Source organism: Acidovorax sp. Leaf191, assembly GCF_001424425.1.
Lineage (GTDB): Bacteria > Pseudomonadota > Gammaproteobacteria > Burkholderiales > Burkholderiaceae_C > Acidovorax.
Map to the genome: position 1 here is coordinate 1,047,559 of NZ_LMPT01000019.1, position 19,587 is coordinate 1,067,145.

General features: G+C 64.3%; 18 protein-coding genes and 1 other RNA gene. 11 read left to right on the plus strand and 8 right to left on the minus strand.

From position 1 onward, the window contains the following. Positions 1 to 35 precede the first annotated feature (35 nt). The 6 genes from rpsA to gyrA form a co-directional block, all read right to left on the minus strand. A complete protein-coding gene (rpsA, locus tag ASG27_RS18850; protein WP_268751090.1) occupies positions 36 to 1,736 on the minus strand; it encodes a 30S ribosomal protein S1 in 1,701 nt (566 codons plus the stop codon). A 191-nt stretch (positions 1,737 to 1,927) separates the two neighbouring features. Further along, positions 1,928 to 3,967, minus strand: a complete 2,040-nt coding sequence (locus ASG27_RS18855; protein WP_056419325.1) for a bifunctional 3-phosphoshikimate 1-carboxyvinyltransferase/cytidylate kinase — start codon at positions 3,965 to 3,967, stop codon at positions 1,928 to 1,930. 241 nt (positions 3,968 to 4,208) lie between these two features. After that, entirely contained in the window at positions 4,209 to 5,081 is an 873-nt protein-coding gene (locus ASG27_RS18860; protein WP_056419328.1) for a prephenate dehydrogenase, read from the minus strand. Between the two features lie 12 nt (positions 5,082 to 5,093). Beyond that, positions 5,094 to 6,191 (minus strand): prephenate dehydratase, encoded by a 1,098-nt coding sequence (pheA, locus tag ASG27_RS18865; RefSeq protein WP_056419331.1) that lies wholly within the window; start codon positions 6,189 to 6,191, stop codon positions 5,094 to 5,096. A gap of 53 nt (positions 6,192 to 6,244) precedes the next feature. Then, positions 6,245 to 7,354, minus strand: a complete 1,110-nt coding sequence (gene serC, locus ASG27_RS18870; RefSeq protein WP_056419335.1) for a 3-phosphoserine/phosphohydroxythreonine transaminase — start codon at positions 7,352 to 7,354, stop codon at positions 6,245 to 6,247. A gap of 125 nt (positions 7,355 to 7,479) precedes the next feature. Beyond that, the gene (gene gyrA, locus ASG27_RS18875) at positions 7,480 to 10,152 is read right to left on the minus strand and encodes a DNA gyrase subunit A (protein WP_056419338.1); all 2,673 of its coding nucleotides are present in this window, start codon (positions 10,150 to 10,152) and stop codon (positions 7,480 to 7,482) included. 224 nt (positions 10,153 to 10,376) lie between these two features. Here gyrA and ompA point away from each other — a divergent pair, with 224 nt between their 5' ends. The 4 genes from ompA to ssrA all read left to right on the plus strand — a co-directional run bounded on the left by ompA (position 10,377) and on the right by ssrA (position 12,910). Then, complete coding sequence (ompA, locus tag ASG27_RS18880; RefSeq protein ID WP_056419340.1) at positions 10,377 to 11,024, plus strand: outer membrane protein OmpA; 648 nt, start codon at positions 10,377 to 10,379, stop codon at positions 11,022 to 11,024. A 99-nt stretch (positions 11,025 to 11,123) separates the two neighbouring features. After that, positions 11,124 to 11,834, plus strand: a complete 711-nt coding sequence (gene ubiG, locus ASG27_RS18885) for a bifunctional 2-polyprenyl-6-hydroxyphenol methylase/3-demethylubiquinol 3-O-methyltransferase UbiG (protein ID WP_056419343.1) — start codon at positions 11,124 to 11,126, stop codon at positions 11,832 to 11,834. 11 nt (positions 11,835 to 11,845) lie between these two features. Next, positions 11,846 to 12,511: an HAD family hydrolase gene (locus ASG27_RS18890; RefSeq protein ID WP_056419886.1), complete on the plus strand. Its 666-nt coding sequence runs from the start codon at positions 11,846 to 11,848 to the stop codon at positions 12,509 to 12,511. A 12-nt stretch (positions 12,512 to 12,523) separates the two neighbouring features. Beyond that, positions 12,524 to 12,910: a transfer-messenger RNA gene (gene ssrA / locus ASG27_RS26090) on the plus strand. Between the two features lie 249 nt (positions 12,911 to 13,159). On the opposite strand, the gene ASG27_RS18895 is transcribed toward ssrA, so the two are convergent. Both ASG27_RS18895 and ASG27_RS27165 read right to left on the minus strand, forming a co-directional pair. Beyond that, the gene (locus ASG27_RS18895; RefSeq protein ID WP_056419344.1) at positions 13,160 to 13,864 is read right to left on the minus strand and encodes an alpha/beta hydrolase; all 705 of its coding nucleotides are present in this window, start codon (positions 13,862 to 13,864) and stop codon (positions 13,160 to 13,162) included. Positions 13,865 to 14,070: 206 nt separating this feature from the next. After that, positions 14,071 to 14,286, minus strand: coding sequence for a hypothetical protein (locus ASG27_RS27165; protein WP_056419348.1), 216 nt, complete (start codon positions 14,284 to 14,286; stop codon positions 14,071 to 14,073). Between the two features lie 601 nt (positions 14,287 to 14,887). Here ASG27_RS27165 and ASG27_RS18905 point away from each other — a divergent pair. From ASG27_RS18905 to ASG27_RS18940, 7 genes are all read left to right on the plus strand, one after another. Beyond that, positions 14,888 to 15,151, plus strand: coding sequence for a hypothetical protein (locus ASG27_RS18905; RefSeq protein WP_056419351.1), 264 nt, complete (start codon positions 14,888 to 14,890; stop codon positions 15,149 to 15,151). Positions 15,152 to 15,301: 150 nt separating this feature from the next. Then, on the plus strand, positions 15,302 to 15,610 hold the full coding sequence (locus tag ASG27_RS18910; protein WP_056419353.1) for a hypothetical protein: 309 nt from the start codon (positions 15,302 to 15,304) through the stop codon (positions 15,608 to 15,610). Positions 15,611 to 15,818: 208 nt separating this feature from the next. Beyond that, on the plus strand, positions 15,819 to 16,022 hold the full coding sequence (locus tag ASG27_RS18915; RefSeq protein WP_156370483.1) for a hypothetical protein: 204 nt from the start codon (positions 15,819 to 15,821) through the stop codon (positions 16,020 to 16,022). Between the two features lie 456 nt (positions 16,023 to 16,478). Next, positions 16,479 to 16,949, plus strand: a complete 471-nt coding sequence (locus ASG27_RS18925; protein WP_056419361.1) for a Spy/CpxP family protein refolding chaperone — start codon at positions 16,479 to 16,481, stop codon at positions 16,947 to 16,949. 15 nt (positions 16,950 to 16,964) lie between these two features. Then, positions 16,965 to 17,459 carry a hypothetical protein gene (locus ASG27_RS27675; protein WP_235504078.1) on the plus strand — a complete coding sequence of 165 codons (495 nt, stop codon included), beginning with the start codon at positions 16,965 to 16,967 and terminating at the stop codon, positions 17,457 to 17,459. A gap of 9 nt (positions 17,460 to 17,468) precedes the next feature. Further along, the gene (locus ASG27_RS18935) at positions 17,469 to 18,161 is read left to right on the plus strand and encodes a response regulator transcription factor (RefSeq protein WP_056419365.1); all 693 of its coding nucleotides are present in this window, start codon (positions 17,469 to 17,471) and stop codon (positions 18,159 to 18,161) included. After that, positions 18,158 to 19,570 carry a sensor histidine kinase gene (locus ASG27_RS18940; protein ID WP_056419367.1) on the plus strand — a complete coding sequence of 471 codons (1,413 nt, stop codon included), beginning with the start codon at positions 18,158 to 18,160 and terminating at the stop codon, positions 19,568 to 19,570. Before ASG27_RS18935 ends, ASG27_RS18940 begins: the two co-directional genes overlap by 4 nt. The last annotated feature ends 17 nt before the right edge of the window (positions 19,571 to 19,587 follow it).

A 19,587-nucleotide genomic window follows, 5' to 3' on the forward strand; every position in this document is an offset into this window, starting at 1 on the left:
CACATCGTGCGCGGGCCTGTCGTCGGGTCAGTGTCTTACTTTTCCGAGTTGTCCAGCTTGGCGCGCAGCAGGGCGCCCAGGCTGGTCGTGCCGGCGCTTTCGCGGCTCGATTGCTGGCTCAGGCTGGCCATGGCGCCTTGCTCGTCGGCCATGTCCTTTTGCTTGATCGACAGCTGGATGTTGCGGGTCTTGCGATCCACATTGACCACCACGGCCGTGACTTCGTCGCCTTCCTTGAGCACGTTGCGGGCATCTTCCACGCGGTCGCGGGAGATTTCCGAAGCGCGCAGGTAGCCCACGATGTCTTCGCCGAGGTCGATTTCAGCGCCACGGGCGTCCACGGTCTTGACCTTGCCGGTCACCGTCTGGCCCTTGTCGTTCACGGTCACGAAGGTCGTGAATGGGTCGCCGTCCAGCTGCTTGATGCCCAGCGAGATGCGTTCGCGGTCCACGTCCACGGCCAGCACGATGGCTTCCACTTCCTGGCCCTTCTTGTAGTTGCGAACAGCGGCTTCGCCGGGTTCGTTCCACGAGAGGTCGGACAGGTGCACCAGGCCGTCGATGCCGGCAGCCAGGCCCACGAACACGCCGAAGTCGGTGATCGACTTGATAGGACCCTTGACGCGGTCGCCGCGCTTGGTGTCCTGTGCGAATTCTTGCCATGGGTTGGCCTTGCACTGCTTCATGCCCAGGCTGATGCGGCGCTTGTCTTCGTCGATTTCCAGGACCATGACTTCGACTTCGTCGCCCAGCGAAACCAGCTTGGCGGGAGCGATGTTCTTGTTGGTCCAGTCCATTTCGGAGACGTGCACCAGGCCTTCGATGCCGGGTTCGAGTTCCACGAATGCGCCGTAGTCGGCGATGTTCGTGATCTTGCCGAACAGGCGGGTGCCTTGGGGGTAGCGGCGGTTCACGCCCATCCATGGGTCGTCGCCCATTTGCTTCAGACCCAGCGAGACACGGTTCTTCTCGGTGTCGAACTTCAGGATCTTGGCGGTGATTTCCTGGCCAGCCGTCACCACTTCAGAGGGGTGACGCACGCGGCGCCATGCCATGTCGGTGATGTGCAGCAGGCCGTCGATGCCGCCCAGGTCCACGAACGCACCGTATTCGGTGATGTTCTTGACCACGCCTTGAACGATGGAGCCTTCCTTGAGGGTTTCCATCAGCTTGGCGCGCTCTTCGCCCATGGAGGCTTCCACCACGGCGCGGCGGCTCAGCACCACGTTGTTGCGCTTGCGGTCGAGCTTGATGACCTTGAATTCCATGGTCTTGTTTTCGTACGGCGTCAGATCCTTGATCGGACGCGTATCGATCAGCGAACCGGGCAGGAATGCGCGGATGCCGTTGACCAGGACGGTGAGGCCGCCCTTGACCTTGCCGCTGGTCGTGCCGGTGACGAATTCGCCGGATTCCAGGGCCTTTTCCAGGCTCATCCACGAAGCGAGGCGCTTGGCGGTGTCGCGCGACAGGATGGTGTCGCCGTAGCCGTTTTCGATGGAGCCAATGGCCACCGACACGAAGTCACCCACTTGGACTTCGACTTCGCCCTTGTCGTTCTTGAACTCTTCCAGCGGCACGTAGGCTTCGGACTTGAGGCCGGCGTTGACCACGACGAAGTTGTGCTCGACGCGCACGACTTCAGCGGTGATCACTTCGCCTGGGCGCATTTCCGTACGCTGCAGGGATTCTTCAAAAAGGGCGGCAAAAGATTCGGACATGTGTTTCCTTGCCACAAACAGGATTCCGGCAGCACCATTGCTGTCGTTTTTATAGCTGCTTGCGGTGGTTTTTTGCGGTAGAACCGCGGTTAGGTTATCGATCCACACTGCCTGTGCGCTGGCGCGCGAGAAGGGCTGTGTGGGCCTGTGGCAAGGCCTTGCGGCACTGCCTGCGGGGCCGGGTTTGAACCCGTACCCTGCACGTTTCAGCCTTGCGCAGCAGCTGCGAAGGGCTGGCGCTCCTGCCACCAGGCCAACACCTGATCGACGGCTTCATCAATCGTCAAGGTGGAGTTGTCCAGGACCAGAGCATCCTGCGCGGGCTTGAGCGGTGCGACGGTGCGGGAGCTGTCCCGCAGGTCGCGCGCCTCCAAGTCTGCGCGAAGGTCTTCGATATTAGCTGAAAAACCCTTTGAAATCAACTGTTTATGACGGCGTTCTGCGCGGCAGGCTGCGCTGGCCGTCAAATAGACCTTGAGCGGGGCTTGCGGGAAGATCACCGTGCCCATGTCGCGGCCGTCGGCCACCAGCCCCGGCAGGCGCCGAAAGCTGTGCTGCAGGGCCACCAGGGCCTCGCGCACGGCGGGCAGGGCCGACACGCGCGAGGCGTTCATGCCCGCTTCTTCGGTGCGGATGTCGGCGGTCACATCGTCGTTGCCCAGCCACACCTTGCCGCCTTCAAAGCGCACGGGCAGGGTCGCGGCCATGGCCGCGATGCGCGGCTCGTGGGCGGTGTCGATGGCCAGGCCGGCACGCAGCGCGGCCAGCGCCGTGATGCGGTACATCGCGCCCGAATCCAGAAAACGGTAGCCCAACCGCTGCGCCACGGCCGCAGCCACCGTGCCCTTGCCCGAGGCCGTGGGCCCGTCGATGCAGATCACCGGAATGCGCTCGGTGGCGGCCTGCGACACCGAGAACAGCGTCTCGAAGTAGTCGGGGAAGGTCTTGGCCACGCATTTGGGGTCTTCGATGCGCACCGGCACCTGGGCGGGGTTGAACGCCGCGAGCGAGAAGCACATGGCCACGCGGTGGTCGTCGTAGGTGTGGATGCTGGCGGCGGTCCAGTCGTGCACCCGGGCTGGCGGCGTCACGCGGATGAAATCGGCGCCTTCGTCCACGGTGGCGCCCAGCTTGCGCAGCTCGTTGGCCATGGCGGCGATGCGGTCGGTCTCCTTCACGCGCCAGCTCGCAATGTTGGTCAGCGTGGTGGTGCCCTCGGCGTACAGCGCCATCACGGCCAGCGTCATGGCGGCGTCGGGGATGTGGTTGCAGTCGAGCGCGATGGATTTGAGCGGCCATGCTCCGCGCTCGATGTGCAGCCAGTTGGGCCCGCCCGTGACCACCGCGCCCATGGCGCGGGCCGCCTCGACAAAGCGGATGTCACCCTGGATCGAGTCCAGCCCCACGCCCCTGATCTTGATGCCTTTGGGGTCTTTGGGGCCGCTACCGCTGGGTGCGATGGCGCCGAGTGCTATGAAATAGCTAGCGGATGATGCGTCGGCCTCGACGTGGATGCTGCCGGGCGACTGGTACCGGCTGCCGGCCGGGATGGTGAAGCGCTGCCAGTTCTGGTGCTCCACCACGATGCCGAAGCGCGCCAGCAGCTGCAGGGTGATGGCGATGTAGGGCTTGGAGATCAGCTCGCCCACCACTTCGATCACGATGGGCTGCGTGGCCGCCGCGAGGGGCAATGCCATGAGCAAGGCAGTGAGGAACTGGCTGGAAACATCCCCGCGCACACGGATCGGCGCGGCCATCGCCAGCGCAGGCACTCCGTCGGCGTGGGCAATGCGCAGCGGCGGGTAGCCATCGTTGCCCAGGTAGTCGATGCGGCAGCCCAGTTGGCGCAGCGCGTCGACCAGGTCGCCGATGGGCCGCTCGTGCATGCGCGGCACGCCGGACAGTTCGAACTCGCCCCCCAGCAGCGCCAGTGCCGCCGTCAGCGGCCGCATGGCCGTGCCCGCATTGCCCATGAAGAGCTTGGCAGGCGACTGCGGCGCGCGGCCGCCCAGCCCGGTGATGTGCACGGTGCTGCCGCTCTCGTCGACGGTGCAGCCGATCTGGCGCAGCGCATCGAGCATCACACGCGTATCGTCCGACGCCAGCAGGTCGTGCACGGCGGTGGTGCCATTGCTCAGCGCCGCCAGCAGCAGCACCCGGTTGGAAATGCTCTTGGAGCCCGGCAGATGGACTTCGCCCGCAGCGGCTTGCAGGGGAGGCAGGTCTAGGAAAGCAGTGCTGTACATCAGTGTGATTCGTCCATCGCTCAAAAGAGCATTAACCAGCCCGGTGAGTCGAGCCAGAGCACGAGGGCCGCAGGCCAAGTCAGTGGCGGTCATCCGCCAAACCCTGCGCACCCGTCACGCCCTACGAAACCGGCGCGCCCCAGGCGAGTGCACCCGTGGAACTGGCTCCGCCAGGCCACCGGGTGCGTCCCCCTTTGGGCGAAGGCGCCGCAGGCGACTCAGGGGGCTACCAGGCCGGGGGCTACTTCCGCTTCGCGCCCATGCGCCAGTGCGCCCGCGTCTCGCTGGCCAGCGTCAGCATGTCTTCCAGCGACTGGCTGTCGCTTTTTTCCATGGCCTCTTCGATGTTGTGCAGCGCCTGCCGGAACAGTTTGGACTGGGCGATGAGCTCTTCGCGGTTGGCCAGCAGGATGTCGCGCCAGACCTTGGGGTCGCTGGCCGCGATGCGGGTGAAGTCGCGAAAGCCCGGGCCGGCCAGCGACAAGAACTCATCGCCTTCGTTCTGTCCGGTGATGCTGTTCATCATGGCGAACGCCAGCACGTGGGGCAGGTGGCTCACGGCCGCAAACGCGGCGTCGTGCGACTCGGGCGACATGCTGCTCACGCGGCAACCGAGCGCCGTCCAGATCTCGCCGGCCTTTTGCAGTTGCACGGTCAGCGTGCGTTCGGTGGGCGTCAGGATGACCTGGCGGCCGCTGTACAGGTCGGCCTCGGCGTGCTCCACGCCCGACACTTCGCGCCCTGTGATCGGGTGCGCGGGAACGAACGAGCCCACCTGGTCGCGCAGTGCGCGGCGCGCAGCCTGCACCACATCGGCCTTGGTAGAGCCCACGTCCATGATCAGCATCTGCGGGGTGACCAGGTGCTTGATGGCCTTGAGCGTGGCTTCGGTGGCGGCCACCGGCACGGCCAGGAGCACGACATCGGCGCCCGCCACGGCCAGCAGGGCCGACGGGGCCTCCACATCGATCACGCCCATCTGGCGCGCGCGGTCGGTGGTGGAGGGCGACTTGCTGTAGCCCACCACGCGCTTGACGAGGCCCGCCTTTTTCATGGCCAGGGCGAACGAGCCCCCCATGAGCCCGCAGCCGATCAGTCCCAATTGTTCAAACATGGCGGTGGCTCCTTACGACGACACGGGGTAGGTCCCCAGGACCTTGTAGAACGCGCACAGGCTGCGCAGTTCTTCCAGCGCCCGCGCCACGTGGGGCTGGGCCGGATGGCCGTCGAGGTCGATGTAGAAGTAGTACTCCCACTGGCCCGTGCGTGCGGGGCGCGATTCGAAGCGCGTCATGGAGACGCCATGCGTCTTGAGCGGCACCAGCAGGTCGTGCACCGCGCCGGGCTGGTTGGGCACCGACACCACGAGGCTGGTGCAGTCCTTGCCCGACGGCGGTGGCGTCTGCAGCGTGTGCGGCAGGCAGATGATGGCAAAGCGGGTGCGGTTGTAGGCGTCGTCCTGGATGGCATGCGCCACGATGTGCAGGCCGAACTGCGTGGCGGCGCGTTCGCTCGACAAGGCTGCCCAGCCGGGGTTGGTGGTGGCCAGGCGCGCGCCTTCGGCGTTGCTCGACACCGGGCGGCGCTCGGCGTGCGGCAGGTGCTTGGACAGCCACGCCTGGCACTGCGCCAGTGCCTGCGGATGGGCCAGCACCACCTCGATGCCGTCGAGCGAGTTGCTCGTGCGCAGCAGGTTGTGGCGCACCAGCAGGCTGACTTCGCCCACCACATGGGTAGGAGTGTGCAGGAACAAGTCGAGCGACCGCGTGACCACGCCTTCGGTGGAGTTCTCCACGCCCACCACGCCGTACTGCGCGCTGCCGGCGGCCGTGGCGTGGAACACCTCGTCGAAGTTGGCGCAGTACATCAGGTCGGCCGCGCCGCCGAAGAATTCAATGGCCGCCTGCTCGCAGAACGTGCCTTCGGGGCCGAGCACGGCCACGCGCTGGGGCGATTCGAGCGCCAGGCAGGCGGACATGATCTCGCGCCAGATGGCGGCCACGTGCGGCCCCTTGAGCGGTCCGGGGTTGGCCGTCTGGATCTTCTCGATGACCTGCGCCACGCGGTCGGGGCGGAAGAACGGCGTGCCTTCGCGCTTTTTGACTTCGCCCACTTGCTCGGCCACCAGAGCCCGCTGGTTGAGCAGCGTGAGCAATTGCTGGTCGATGGAGTCGATCTGCACGCGCAGGCTGGCGAGGTCGGGTGAGGCTTGCGGAGTATTCATGAATGGGGTGTCAGTGCGCTGTCGCGAGAACGGGTGTCGGTCTGGGTTCCGGTTCAGGCGTGCTTTTGTTCAAATTCTCGCATGTAGTCCACCAGCGCCTGCACGCCGGCCAGCGGCATGGCGTTGTAGACGCTGGCGCGCATGCCACCCACGGACTTGTGGCCCTTGAGCTGCAGCAGGCTGCGTTCCTTGGCCCCGGCCAGGAACGCATCGTTGCGGCTTTCGTCGCGCAGGAAGAACGGGATGTTCATGCGCGAGCGGCAGTTGGCGGCCACCTTGTTCACATACAACTGCGAGCCGTCGATGGCGTTGTAGAGCAGGTCGGCCTTGGCGATGTTGCGCTGCTCCATCGCGGCCACGCCGGTCAGGCCGCCTTCGGTCTGGCGCTGGAGCCACTGGAAGGTCAGCCCGGCAATGTAGATGCCCCAGGTCGGCGGCGTGTTGTACATCGACTGGTTGTCGGCCACGACACGGTAGTCGAACGCGCTGGGGCAGGCGGGCAGGGCGTGGCCCAGCAGGTCTTCGCGCACCACGACCAGAGTGAGGCCGGCGGGCCCGAGGTTCTTCTGAGCACCACCGAAGGCCAGGCCCACGCGCGACCAGTCCACGCTGCGCGAGGCCACGTGCGACGAGAAATCGATCACCAGGGGCGCATCACTGCCCAGCGCTTTGAGGTCGGGCAACTGGTGGAATTCGATGCCGTTGATGGTCTCGTTGCTGCAGATGTGCACGTAGCTCGCGCCGCGGCTCAGCGTCCAGGTGGCAGGGTCGGGCAGTGTGGTGAAGCCGGTGTCCTCGGCCGAGCCGACGATGTTCACTTCGGCGGCGTACTTGCGCGCTTCCTTCTGCGACTTCTGGCTCCAGCTGCCGGTCAGCACGAAGTCGACCACGCCGGCACGCGACAGGTTCAGCGGAACGATGGCGTTTTCGGCCAGGCCACCGCCCTGCATGAACAAGATCTTGAAGTGGGCCGGGACCGCCAGCAGCGCGCGCAGGTCGGCCTCTGCCTGTTCGTAGATGGACAGGAATTCCTTGCCGCGGTGGCTCATCTCCATCACGCCCATGCCGCTGCCGTGCCAGTCCAGCATTTCGGCAGCGGCTTGCTCCAGCACTTCGGCAGGGATGGCGGCCGGGCCGGCCGAGAAGTTGTAAGGGCGGGTCATGGTCTGGCAGTCAGTCAAGTCAAAAATGCTGCCAGCGCTTGTTGGTAAAGCGCTGGCAGCTATATTTTTAGTAGCATTCGGGTGCCATGCCCATCATGGCACCCGGCAAGGACGGGGCGTCGGGGTCAGGCGTCTGACGCCGGCGGCGTGTCGGCATCCGGGGAGCCAGCACCGTCGGCGCTGGCGTCGCCCTCTGCATCGACATCGGCCACGTTGGCGTCGTTTTCCACGATGCGCTGCAGGCCGCTGAGCTTGGAGCCTTCATCCAGCGCAATCAAGGTCACGCCCTGGGTCGCACGGCCCAGTTCGCGGATCTCGGACACGCGGGTGCGCACCAGCACACCCTTGTCGGTGATCAGCATGATCTCGTCGTCCGCATGCACCAACGTGGCGGCCACGACCTTGCCATTGCGCTCGCTTTGCTGGATGGCGATCATGCCCTTGGTGCCACGGCCATGGCGCGTGTATTCGACGATGCTGGTGCGCTTGCCGTAGCCGTTTTCGGTGGCGGTCAGCACGCTTTGCGTCTCGTCTTCGGCCACCAGCATGGCGATCACGCTCTGCCCGTCTTCGAGTGTCATGCCGCGCACGCCACGGGCCTGGCGGCCCAGCGGGCGCACGTCGTTCTCGTCGAAGCGCACGGCCTTGCCGCCGTCGCTGAACAGCATCACGTCGTGCTTGCCATCGGTCAGCGCAGCGCCGATCAGGTAGTCGCCGTCGTCCAGGTTCACGGCGATGATGCCGCCCTTGCGCGGGTTGCTGAATTCATCGAGCGCCGTCTTCTTCACGGTGCCCATGCTCGTGCCCATGAACACGTAGCGGTCGGCCGGGAAGGTGCGCATGTCGCCGGTCAGTGGCAGCACCACGTTGATCTTCTCGCCGTCCTGCAGCGGGAACATGTTGACGATGGGGCGGCCCCGCGAGCCGCGCGAGCCGGCGGGCACTTCCCAGACCTTGAGCCAGTACAGGCGGCCGCGGTTGGAGAAGCACAGGATGTAGTCGTGCGTGTTGGCGATGAAGAGCTGGTCGATCCAGTCGTCTTCCTTGGTCGCCGTAGCCTGCTTGCCACGCCCGCCGCGCTTTTGGGCGCGGTATTCGGACAGGGGCTGGCTCTTGATGTAGCCGGTGTGGGACAGCGTCACCACCATGTCGGTCGGCGTGATCAGGTCTTCGGTGGAGAGGTCCTGCGCGCTGTATTCGACGATGCTGCGGCGCGCGCCCAGCTTGTGCTGGCCGAATTCCGTCTTGATGGACGTGAGCTCTTCGCCAATGATGGTGGAGACGCGTTCGGGCTTGGCCAGGATGTCCAGCAGGTCTTCGATGACCGCCATGACTTCCTTGTACTCGGCCACGATCTTGTCCTGCTCGAGCCCTGTGAGGCGCTGCAGGCGCATCTGCAGGATTTCCTGGGCCTGCGTTTCCGACAGGCGGTACAGGCCGTCCTGGCCCATGCCGAACTCCTTTTCCAGGCCGTCGGGACGGTAGTCATCGGCATTGATCACGCCGCCGTCTTCGCGGGTGCGGGTGAGCATCTCGCGCACCAGCTTGCTGTCCCACGAGCGCGCCATCAGTTCGGACTTGGCCACCGGTGGGGTGGGTGCGTTGCGGATGATGGCGATGAAGTCGTCGATGTTGGCCAGGGCCACGGCCAGGCCTTCGAGCACATGGCCGCGGTCGCGCGCCTTGCGCAGCTCGAACACCGTGCGGCGCGTCACCACTTCGCGGCGGTGCTGCAGGAAGACGACGATCAGGTCCTTGAGGTTGCACAGGCGGGGCTGGCCGTCGATCAGCGCCACCATGTTCATGCCGAAGGTGTCCTGCAGCTGCGTCTGCTTGTACAGGTTGTTGAGCACCACCTCGGGCACTTCGCCGCGCTTGAGCTCGATCACCAGGCGCATGCCCGACTTGTCGGACTCGTCCTGGATGTGGCTGATGCCGTCGATCTTCTTTTCGTGCACCAGCTCGGCCATGCGCTCCTGCAGCGTCTTCTTGTTGACCTGGTAGGGCAGCTCGTCCACGATGATCGCCTGGCGCTGGCCGCGGTCGATGTCCTCGAAATGGCACTTGGCGCGCATGATCACGCGGCCGCGGCCCGTGCGGTAGCCGTCCTTCACGCCATTGATGCCGTAGATGATGCCAGCCGTGGGGAAGTCGGGCGCCGGAATGATCTCCATCAACTCGTCGATGGAGGCCTCGGGGTGGCGCAGCATGTGCAGGCAGGCATCCACCACCTCGTTGAGGTTGTGCGGTGGAATATTGGTGGCCATGCCCACTGCAATGCCGGCCGAGCCGTTGACCAGCAGATTGGGCAGTTTGCTGGGCAATACCAGCGGCTCTTTTTCGCTGCCGTCGTAATTGGGCCCGAAATCGACGGTTTCCTTGTCGATATCTCCGAGCATTTCGTGCGCAATCTTTGCCAGGCGGATTTCGGTATACCGCATCGCAGCAGCGTTATCGCCGTCCACCGAGCCGAAATTGCCCTGGCCATCCACCAGCATGTGGCGCAGCGAAAAATCCTGCGCCATCCGGACGATCGTGTCGTACACCGCCGAGTCGCCATGCGGGTGGTACTTGCCGATCACGTCCCCCACGATACGGGCGGACTTCTTGTAAGGCCGGTTCCAGTCGTTATTGAGTTCATGCATCGCGAACAGCACACGGCGGTGCACTGGCTTCAAGCCATCGCGAGCGTCGGGCAGGGCCCGACCCACGATCACGCTCATCGCGTAATCGAGATAACTGCGCCGCATCTCCTCTTCAAGGCTGATGGGCAGGGTTTCTTTGGCAAACTGGGTCATTGGGGGCGGCGGCGGTGGCAAAGGAGAATCATTTTAGAGGTAAGAGCGTGTAGCGCCTCAGCAACATATCGTGGCAATTCCGGTTTTGTCCTACGGAGCCTACACGGGTGCCACCGCTTTTGCCCTGTTACGTATGGCACAATCGTTTGAACGCTTCGGGTGGTGGTCACCCCAGGCGTCCTGATTCGCAGCGCGGCTGCGGCTTTTTCCCCAAGAGGAGAACCATGAAGAAACTGAACAAAGTGGCGATGTTGTTTGCCTCTGCAGCGCTCGCAACCGCCGCTGGCGCACAAACCGTTGACAACTGGCGTGATGCTTCTGGCCAACTGGTCTGGAAGAACGGTACCAACGAATATTGCTGGCGCAATGCTAACTGGACGCCTGCTACGGCAGCTCCTGGCTGCGACGGCGCAATCGTTGCTCCCGCTCCTGCCGCTGCTGCTCCTGCACCTGGCGCCGCTCCTGCACCTGCTGCTGCTCCCGCACCAGCTCCAGCACCAGCACCCGCTGTTGCCACCAAGGTGACGTACGCTGCTGACGCATTCTTCGACTTCGACAAGTCGGTGCTGAAGCCAGAAGGCAAGGCCAAGCTGGACGACCTGGTTTCCAAGGTCAAGGGCATCAACCTGGAAGTGATCATCGCCGTGGGTCACACCGACTCCGTGGGCTCTGATGCTTACAACCAGAAGCTGTCGGTTCGCCGTTCCGAAGCCGTGAAGGCTTATCTGGTGTCCAAGGGCATCGAAAAGAACCGCGTTTACACCGAAGGCAAGGGCGAAAAGCAACCTGTCGCCGACAACAAGACTGCCGAAGGCCGTGCGAAGAACCGTCGCGTGGAAATCGAAGTGGTTGGCACGCGCGCCGCTCAGTAATCCCCGGATTGCTGTTATGCACAAAAAAGCCCCGGCAACGGGGCTTTTTTGCGTTTGGGGCTTTTAGATCCTTCATCTCTATCGTGGAAAATGACAGCCATGAGTGAAACCGTCAACGCAGATCCCGCCGAACTGGCCAAATTCTCCGAACTTGCCCACCGCTGGTGGGACCCCGACAGCGAGTTTCGGCCTTTGCACCAGATCAATCCTTTGCGGCTTGAATGGATCAACGGCTTGTGCCAGCTTTCGGGCCAGCGCGTGCTGGATGTGGGATGCGGCGGCGGCATTTTGGCCGACTCCATGGCGCGCAAAGGTGCCCAGGTGCTGGGGATCGACCTGGCAACCAAGGCGCTGCGCGTGGCACAGTTGCATGCTCTGGAGGCCCAAACGTCCCAGATAGAGTACCGGGAAATCAGTGTGGAAAGCCTGGCTGCAGAGCAACCTGGCACCTTCGATGTGGTCACCTGCATGGAAATGCTGGAACACGTTCCAGATCCCGCCTCGGTCGTCAAGGCCTGCTCGGCGCTCGTCAAGCCGGGCGGTTGGGTGTTTTTCTCTACCATCAACCGCAACGCCAAGGCATTCATGCTGGCGATTGTGGGCGCCGAATATGTGCTGAATATGCTGCCGCGGGGCACGCACGAATACGCCAAGATGATCAAACCCAGCGAACTGGCCATCAGCTGCCGGGGGGCGGGCCTGGATATTCAGGCCACGCGGGGCCTGGAATACAACCCGTTGACCCGGCGTTATTGGCTCAGTGCCGACACCAGCGTGAACTATCTTTTCGCAACCCGCCGCAGCGCCTGACACGATTGACCATGTTTCACAATATTCGCGCCGTTCTGTTCGACCTGGACGGAACACTGATCGATAGCGCCCCGGATCTGGGCGCTGCAGCCGACAAGATGCGCACGGACCGGGGCTTGTCCTGCTTGCCGTTGGAGCGTTACCGCCCCATGGCCGGGGCAGGTGCGCGTGGCATGCTGGGGGAAGCCTTCGGAATGACGCCCGATCACCCTGACTTTCCCGTCATGCGGGAGGAGTTCTTCGTGAACTATGAGTCGCGCATGACCGAACTCACCAGCATTTTCGACGGGGTGCCGCAGTTGGTGGTACAACTGCTCGAGCGAAACCTCGCGTGGGGCGTCGTCACCAACAAGGCCGCGCGCTTCACCGAGCCGTTGACCCGCGCCATGCCACTGTTTGCCAGCGCCGGGGCGGTGGTCAGTGGAGATACGACACCGCACGCCAAGCCCCACCCCGCACCCTTGCTCGAAGCAGCGGCCCGCTTGAAGATCGCACCCGAGTTCTGCATTTATGTGGGTGACGATGAACGAGACATCGTCGCTGGGCTGGCAGCCGGCATGGGAACCGTCGCGGCGACCTATGGCTATCTTGGCTCCAAGAGCGATCCGCTCCAGTGGGGCGCCCACGCGGCAATTAAATCTCCCACCGAGCTCTTGCAATTGCTCGAAGGCGCCTAAAATAGAGGTTCTGGGGCTGTCCTGGTTTCGACGTGGGTTCGGAGTCGGTGTGGTGCATGTCGAGCTTGAGTCACGCTCGTAAATCTCGATTTAACAAACTAACTGCAAACGACGAACGTTTCGCACTCGCTGCTTAATTGCCAGTGAGCCTTGCAACAGTTGGCCGATGGGCTGGGCAAGGGGGTTCTGAGCAATCAGTGCCTCCCGGCTGCAAGGATAATTACATGGGCTGGCTTTGATCCGGGTACCTTGGGTTGAAGTGAGAAAATAGGGTGCTGGCCGACGTTGTAGCGTGCGACTGCGCGATAACGTTAGCGAGACTTAAATCAGACCGCTAAACATGTAGATCTGCCCGATGAAGGCTTGCGGACGCGGGTTCAATTCCCGCCAGCTCCACCATACAAAGCACCGCCACACTCTGGAGAACCCAGGCTGTGGCGGTTTTTCTTTGCCTATCGGCAAAACTGCTTGGCAGGATCGGCGTAGGTAGCCTCGCCGCGTCGCGTGCGGCTGCTCCAGCGTTGTGTCAGCGGCGCTGTTTTTTAGTTGCAACCGCCTCAACGAGGACGGGGTCGCCACCACCTCGGATCACACTGTGCTGAACGCACTTCGCGATAAAGCCTTGGCCGCCTCCTGCCACAGCATCATTCAAGGAAAAAAGCGTTTCAACGCCTCTTCGAACGCCGGAACATCGGCACCCACGTGCGAGGTGTTGTACTCGGCCTTGAGCAGCGCCAGACCGGGCAGGCTCTGCGCGGACATCTGGTTGTACAGGGGGATGCCAATCAGCGGATGGTTTCCATTGCTGGCACCGGCAATGAACAATGTGGTGGGGAGCGGCTTGCCCTCTATCGTCTTTTCAAATCCCAGCACGCCGGCGGGGCTGGAGTATTCACCCACGCTGCACTCCGTGGAAAGGTAGTGCGAAAAGCTGGGCGGGCGGCCGGCCTGTGCCTCCAGCACCAGGGCGGCCACCACAAAGTAACCGCCGTGTGACAGCCCGGACAGCGCGCGGCGCTTGGGGTCTGCGCGGTACTGGCTTTCGATGGCGGGCGCGAGTTCCTTCACGATGAAGTCGAGGTATCTGGATGCCCCGGGCTGAAGGAAGTCTGTAGTGCGCCACGCAGTACCGCCAATGCCGACCAGGATTGCCTGCGTGCCCCGGCGCTGCATCACTTCCTTGAAGGTATCGAATCGCGACCGATTGGGCCCACCGCTCCCCGGCGCGACCCCGCCATAAGGCGCATCACCCTCCGTGGCGTAGATCACCGGCAGTGCCGCGGTGCCGCCCGCGTAGCCTGCAGGGATGAACACCTGAATGGAATAGGTGCTGCCGGTCGATGCGGACTGCATGGAAGAGTTGACGACTTGTCCCGCTGTTTCGGGCGGCGGAGCGTCGGGGCCGGATGAGCCCCCGCCGCCACATGCGCTCAAGGCGCCTGCCAGTGCCGCGGCCAGTGCAGCGCGCCGCGCGGGTTGGAATGATCCCTGGTGCATGTGTGTCTCTCCCTGTAGAGAGGCATTCTGGCACGCAAGCGTGGGAGTACCTGTTGCGCACGCTAAGCCTCGCTCAGAATGCCGTTGACCATCAGCTCCAGAAGTGCGGCACGCAAAGCGTCTTGCGGATCGTGGACATCGGTGACCGCGCCACGCTCCACCCATATGGCGCGGCCGTCAAAGTTGTAGTCGGTGGCCTGAAGATGCCGGACGAGGGCTTCGACCTCCTGGAAGTCTTTGTCCGATATGTTCCTGGCGAGGGTGACAGTGATACCCATGGCAATCCTGTAAGGCCAGCGTTGCGAAATCCAGGGTGATAGCCTGATGGAGCATGCGCCCGTTTGTCACGCCCAGGGCTCATCGTTTACCAGTGTCGCGGCCAGGCTGACGTGGGGGCCGTGATTTGTGCCACTGCGCACGCGAAAGGTGGGTGGTGCTCACATTCGCTCAGCACTGACCGTCAAGCGCCGCCAACAGTGACGCCGCTGATGTTTCGGGATCTCTACAGACCGGCGATGGCGGCTGCCAATGCCACCGCCACCACTTGCACGCCGAAAAATATCACCAGGATGGGCATTGCATCTCCTCGGGGAAAACGCCAATCCTACGAATGCGAATAATTCTTGTGACTGCCTTTTCTGCTTGCGACGATGTCAGACTCATCCTACGCAAAAGGCAATTTCCGGTATGTTGCTGACACAAACCGCCAATGGCTGTTCAGTGAGTGTGGGTTTAGGCAACAGACGCTGCACGCCATCGGCGCAGCTCCGCCATTGGAGAGCAGCCTGTTTGACCGCTATCTTGTAGCGACGTGTATCAATTCTTGAAGCTGCTTTTGCAGCGCCGCAAAATCGATACTCGTTCACGCCGGAGGCCGCCATGCCAATGGAGTATTTGAGACAACTCGAGCGCGACGAGCTCCCACTGGTCGAGTGGGACGTCGTCAACATCGACAAACTGCGTGTCCTGCATGCTGCAGGAATGGTGGAGGTGCAGCTTCCACCCGTGGATTCACCCTGCCAAAAAGCCCAGGTTCTGTACGTCACGGGACTGGGTTGCGCCACGCTCCGGGCCCATGGCGCAAGGATGCGAATGTCCCGCCGCAACCCCGCCCAACGCGATCTGGAAGCGTCCTTCGACTAGTGGTTGCAGCAGGCCCGCGACTGGGACGCGGTGGTCGGCACGGAGCATCTGTCCTACAAATTGATGCGCTGCACAAGAATGGTGTGCACGAGGGGGCTGTCTCTACCATGGGTCATCCGTAACACTGGCATGGCCAGGCGAAAGGCACCTATGAGCAGTTGGCACAAATTGGCCCTCGGAAACGACGACCAGGCATTCGAACCCACCTTGCGCATCCAGCAGATGTTCATGTCCAAGTTCCTGATGTGCCGTCCGGGTTCCGGCCGCGCGCTGTTTTCTTGCTACGACAAGGAAAACGACAACCTCTGGCTCTACTTTTCGCCGGCAGCTGAAGACATCGCTGTGCGCGTGTACGCCGAGCCGTGCGACCCGCCCACGGCGCTGGACTGCATAGGGTTGCTGGCGGGCGAGGGCGATGCGTTGGGAATCGAGGCGCCAGAACTGGCAAAGGCCGCTTGAACGCATGGCGCCTTTACAGCGGAGGCGTCATGTGCCAAGGGCGAGGTGGAGTCGTGCAGGTACTGACCAGGGATCGTAGGCATATTCCTACAACCTGCCGCATGACGTTCTGACATCGCCGCGCATGGCCCGATGCGCCAATGACTTTCACCAAGCGCAATCCAAGTGCATTGCGCAACCCTTCCAAATTCGTTGCGAGGATTTCATCATGTCGTTCTCTGCTTTTTCTTCGTCCCACCATCTGGAAGCTTGGCCTGAGCTGCCGTCGTTTCAGATGGGCCAGCCTTCAGACCGGGTTGAGCAGCGTCAGCAAACGGACGACCTGCGATCGCTCTATGGCGACGGCCACGGCGTCGAGCGTGAATTGCAGTTCTCCGACCTGGGCTGTCGCCAAACGCAGGCAATGGGCTAGGCAGCCCTGTTTCATCCGCCTTCAGGGCGCAATCGCCTTGGTTCCCACGCTTCACATTCGAGGGCACGGCGCCTCCCACTACCAGGCGCGCATATTCAGGGGCCAGGAGTTGATCGGTGAGCCCAGTGTGCACACCAGTGTGGAGCAGGCCATTGCCGCACACGCAGCCGGGGCGGGGCTCGCGGGTGTCACGGGTTTTCATCTATGGTATGAGGGCTGCACCGTAGGCGCTGTGCCTCTCACACAAATGCGCGACCAAGCCCACAGCCTCGCACAGAGGCTGATCGTTCTGACCGCCGTGATGCGGTAGCTGAACCCTCGCGTCGCCCATGCCACCGCCTGCAGGCCACGGGCGATACAAAGCGAAATAAACCGAAACTGCGCCGAGACCACCTCGGCCTGCCTCCGCGGCACCATCAGGGTCATGTTCAACACCGTCCGTGAAAGGACTGCATCATGAAACCCTGGATCAAGAAAACCCTGGTGGGATTGTTCGGCGCTTCGATCATGGTGGGTGGGCTCACCGCTTGTTCCAGCGGCCACCACTACCGCCAGGGGGCCATGACGCCTGAAAAGATGGCCGAGATGCGCGGCAAGGTGGTGGAGCGCGTGAGCAGCAAGCTCGATCTAACCGATCCACAAAAACAGAAGCTGAATGTCTTGGCGGACAAGCTCGAAGCGCAGCGCACCGCCTTCATCGGCAAGACGGCCGACCCGCGTGCAGAGGTGCAGGCCATCATGGCGGGCGACAAGTTCGACCGCACCCGCGCCCAGGCGCTGATGGACGAGAAGACCCGCGCAGTGCAGGCCAACAGCCCCGAGGTGATCACGGCGCTGGCAGACTTCTATGACAGCCTGAACGCCGACCAGCAGCAGAAAGTGCGCGAGCTGATGCAGCGGCGCAAGGGTTGGATGGCCCGCGGCTGAGGCAGGGGCATCGACATGTCTCCACTGCTGCAACCCATCCATCAACTCGCAGGGCAGCTGCGTGAGCATGGCCCCGCGCTGCTGGCGGGCATGCCCGAGCCGCACGACGAACTGATGTCCCTGGTGTGGGGCCCCCGGTTTGACCGCGAACACGCGCTGGGCCTGGTGGCGCGCCAACCGGCGGGCGCTGCCCACGCACTGCCTGCCTTGCTGGCCGCGGCGGATGCCTTCGATGCCCTGCACATCCCCGTGCAGCGGCGCTTGCGTGACCTCATCCGCCGGCACCGCGCATTGAGCGCAGTGCCGCAGGAAACACAGGCCGACGACCGCTACGGCGATGAGGCGGTTGCCGGCTGGCAGGGCCACCACGCAACGCCCACCGGCCAGCCTGCGATCGCTGTGCGCGGACAGGAGCGCCAGGATTGGGGCATGGCCGAGGAAGCGGGGCAACCCTGGAGCATTGCGCCCAGCGGCCACCAGCCCCTGGCTGGACGCACCCTGCCAATGTAAGAATCGCGCATGCACCGCATCCTCCTCATCGACGACGACGAACAGCTCGGGCCTCCGCTGACCGTGTATTTTCAGCGGTTCGAGCTGGAGCTGACCCATGCGCTGCGTCCCAGCGACGGACTGGCACGCCTTGCGGCGGGCGGCTTTGATGCTGCCATCCTCGATGTCATGCTGCCCGAAATGGATGGCTTCGAGCTGTGCCGCACCATCCGCAAGCAGGGCGACCTGCCCGTGGTGATGCTCACGGCCCGGGGCGAGGTGATGGACCGCGTCGTCGGCCTGGAGCTGGGGGCGGACGACTACCTGCCCAAGCCCTTTGAGCCGCGCGAACTCGTGGCCCGCCTGCAGACCGTGCTGCGCCGCCGCCGCGCGCCGGGGCAGGGCGGCGGCGACACCGGCGTCCTCGAGTTCGAGGGCCTGGTGATCGATGCGGCGCGCCGCAGCGTGCTGCGCCAGGGCACCGCTATCGAGCTGACCGGCACGGAGTTCGACCTGCTGCACCTGCTGGCGCGCGATGCCGGCAAGGTCTTCAGCCGCGACGACATCCTGAACCAGCTGCGCGGGCACGAGGCCGAGCTGTACACCCGCGCGGTCGACATCGTGGTCAGCCGCCTGCGCAAGAAGCTGGAGCCGCTCGACTGCATCAAGACGCTGCGCAACGCCGGCTACTCCCTGGCCCTGCGGCGGGCAGCCGCGCCATGAGGTGGCGGCGACGGCTGAGGGCAGAAGACATCCCCGGCGTGGAGCACGACTGCCCCTGGCACCGCCGCGCAAGCCGGGCGGTGGGGTACTCGCTGCGCATCCGGCTGGTGCTGGTGTTCATGGCATTGGCCGTGACGGTGGCCATCGCTTTCATGGGCGGCGTGCAAAAGGCCGTGTCGGTCGGCTGGCGCGAGGCTGCGCGCCCCTTGCTGATGGACTACGTGGACCGCCTGACCGCCGAGATCGGCAACCCGCCCAGCATCGAGCGCGCGCAGGCCATTGCCAAGCGCCTGCCCATCACGCTGCGCATCGACGGGCCGGTGGTGCACTGGGAGTCCCACCCCGACCAGCCGCGCCCGGACTGGATGAGCGACAAGTTCCAGCGCGAGGACCACTGGAACGGCCACGGCAGCGACGACCAGGGCCGGCGGCTCTTGCAGCGCATCACGGCCGACGGGCACAGCATCGAATTCGGGCTCAACGCGCTGTCGTGGGACAAGCGCCCGCGCATCGCGTGGGGCACGCTCACCGTGCTGCTGCTGCTCACCGCGCTGGCGTACGTGTACGTGCGCCACCTGCTGCGGCCGCTGGACGACATCCGCATGGGCGCCCAGCGTTTTGGCGAGGGCAACTTCGCGCAGGCCATCCCCGTGCGGCACGCCCACCGGCCCGATGAGCTGGGGCAGCTGGCCGCCACCATCAACACCATGGGTGACGACATCCACCAGATGCTGGAGGCCAAGCGCGCCCTGCTGCTGGCGATGAGCCACGAGCTGCGCAGCCCGCTCACCCGGGCCCGCCTGAACACCGAACTGCTGCCCGAAAGCCCCGAGGTGCAGACCCAGCGCCTGGCGCTGATGCGCGACCTGGGCGAGATGGCCGGTCTCATCACCGACCTGCTGGAGAGCGAACGCCTGGCCGGCCGCCACGCCGCGCTGCACCGCGAACCCACCGACCTGCCCGCCCTGGCGCGCGAAGTGATCGGCGAGCTGGGCAGGCGCCACGCCACTGCAGCGTCGATCGTGTTGCATGCTGGCGGGCAGGAAGAGGCCCTGCAAACGCTGTCGCTCGACCGCTCCCGCCTGCGGCTGCTGCTGCGCAACCTGCTGGACAACAGCCTGCGGCACAGCGACCCCGCAGCGCCTCCGCCCGAGCTGTACCTGCGGCGGGTGGATGCCGCGGTGGAGATCGAGGTGCGCGACCACGGGCCGGGCGTGCCGCGCGAACACCTGCCGCATCTGGCCCAGGCCTTTTACCGGCCCGACACCGCGCGCCAGCGCACCACCGGCGGCGTGGGGCTCGGGTTGTACCTGTGCCGCCTGGTGGCGCAGGCGCATGGCGGCACGCTGCAGATGCGCAACGCGGAGCCCGGCCTGTCGGTGACCGTGCGGCTGCCGGTCGTGGGTTGACGCCAGAATCGCCAGCC

Excerpts from the sequence above, each read along its gene's own strand:
- ASG27_RS18905 (WP_056419351.1), top strand. The coding sequence starts at position 14,888 with ATGCCAATGGAGTATTTGAGACAACTCGAGCGCGACGAGCTCCCACTG.
- ASG27_RS18860 (WP_056419328.1), bottom strand. The coding sequence starts at position 5,081 with ATGTTTGAACAATTGGGACTGATCGGCTGCGGGCTCATGGGGGGCTCG.
- ASG27_RS27675 (WP_235504078.1), top strand. The coding sequence starts at position 16,965 with ATGTCTCCACTGCTGCAACCCATCCATCAACTCGCAGGGCAGCTGCGT.
- pheA (WP_056419331.1), bottom strand. The coding sequence starts at position 6,191 with ATGAATACTCCGCAAGCCTCACCCGACCTCGCCAGCCTGCGCGTGCAG.
- serC (WP_056419335.1), bottom strand. The coding sequence starts at position 7,354 with ATGACCCGCCCTTACAACTTCTCGGCCGGCCCGGCCGCCATCCCTGCC.
- ubiG (WP_056419343.1), top strand. The coding sequence starts at position 11,124 with ATGAGTGAAACCGTCAACGCAGATCCCGCCGAACTGGCCAAATTCTCC.
- ASG27_RS18895 (WP_056419344.1), bottom strand. The coding sequence starts at position 13,864 with ATGCAGTCCGCATCGACCGGCAGCACCTATTCCATTCAGGTGTTCATC.
- ASG27_RS18915 (WP_156370483.1), top strand. The coding sequence starts at position 15,819 with ATGTCGTTCTCTGCTTTTTCTTCGTCCCACCATCTGGAAGCTTGGCCT.
- ASG27_RS18855 (WP_056419325.1), bottom strand. The coding sequence starts at position 3,967 with ATGTACAGCACTGCTTTCCTAGACCTGCCTCCCCTGCAAGCCGCTGCG.
- ASG27_RS18890 (WP_056419886.1), top strand. The coding sequence starts at position 11,846 with ATGTTTCACAATATTCGCGCCGTTCTGTTCGACCTGGACGGAACACTG.
- ASG27_RS18935 (WP_056419365.1), top strand. The coding sequence starts at position 17,469 with ATGCACCGCATCCTCCTCATCGACGACGACGAACAGCTCGGGCCTCCG.
- ASG27_RS18940 (WP_056419367.1), top strand. The coding sequence starts at position 18,158 with ATGAGGTGGCGGCGACGGCTGAGGGCAGAAGACATCCCCGGCGTGGAG.
- ASG27_RS18925 (WP_056419361.1), top strand. The coding sequence starts at position 16,479 with ATGAAACCCTGGATCAAGAAAACCCTGGTGGGATTGTTCGGCGCTTCG.
- ompA (WP_056419340.1), top strand. The coding sequence starts at position 10,377 with ATGAAGAAACTGAACAAAGTGGCGATGTTGTTTGCCTCTGCAGCGCTC.
- gyrA (WP_056419338.1), bottom strand. The coding sequence starts at position 10,152 with ATGACCCAGTTTGCCAAAGAAACCCTGCCCATCAGCCTTGAAGAGGAG.
- ASG27_RS18910 (WP_056419353.1), top strand. The coding sequence starts at position 15,302 with ATGAGCAGTTGGCACAAATTGGCCCTCGGAAACGACGACCAGGCATTC.
- ASG27_RS27165 (WP_056419348.1), bottom strand. The coding sequence starts at position 14,286 with ATGGGTATCACTGTCACCCTCGCCAGGAACATATCGGACAAAGACTTC.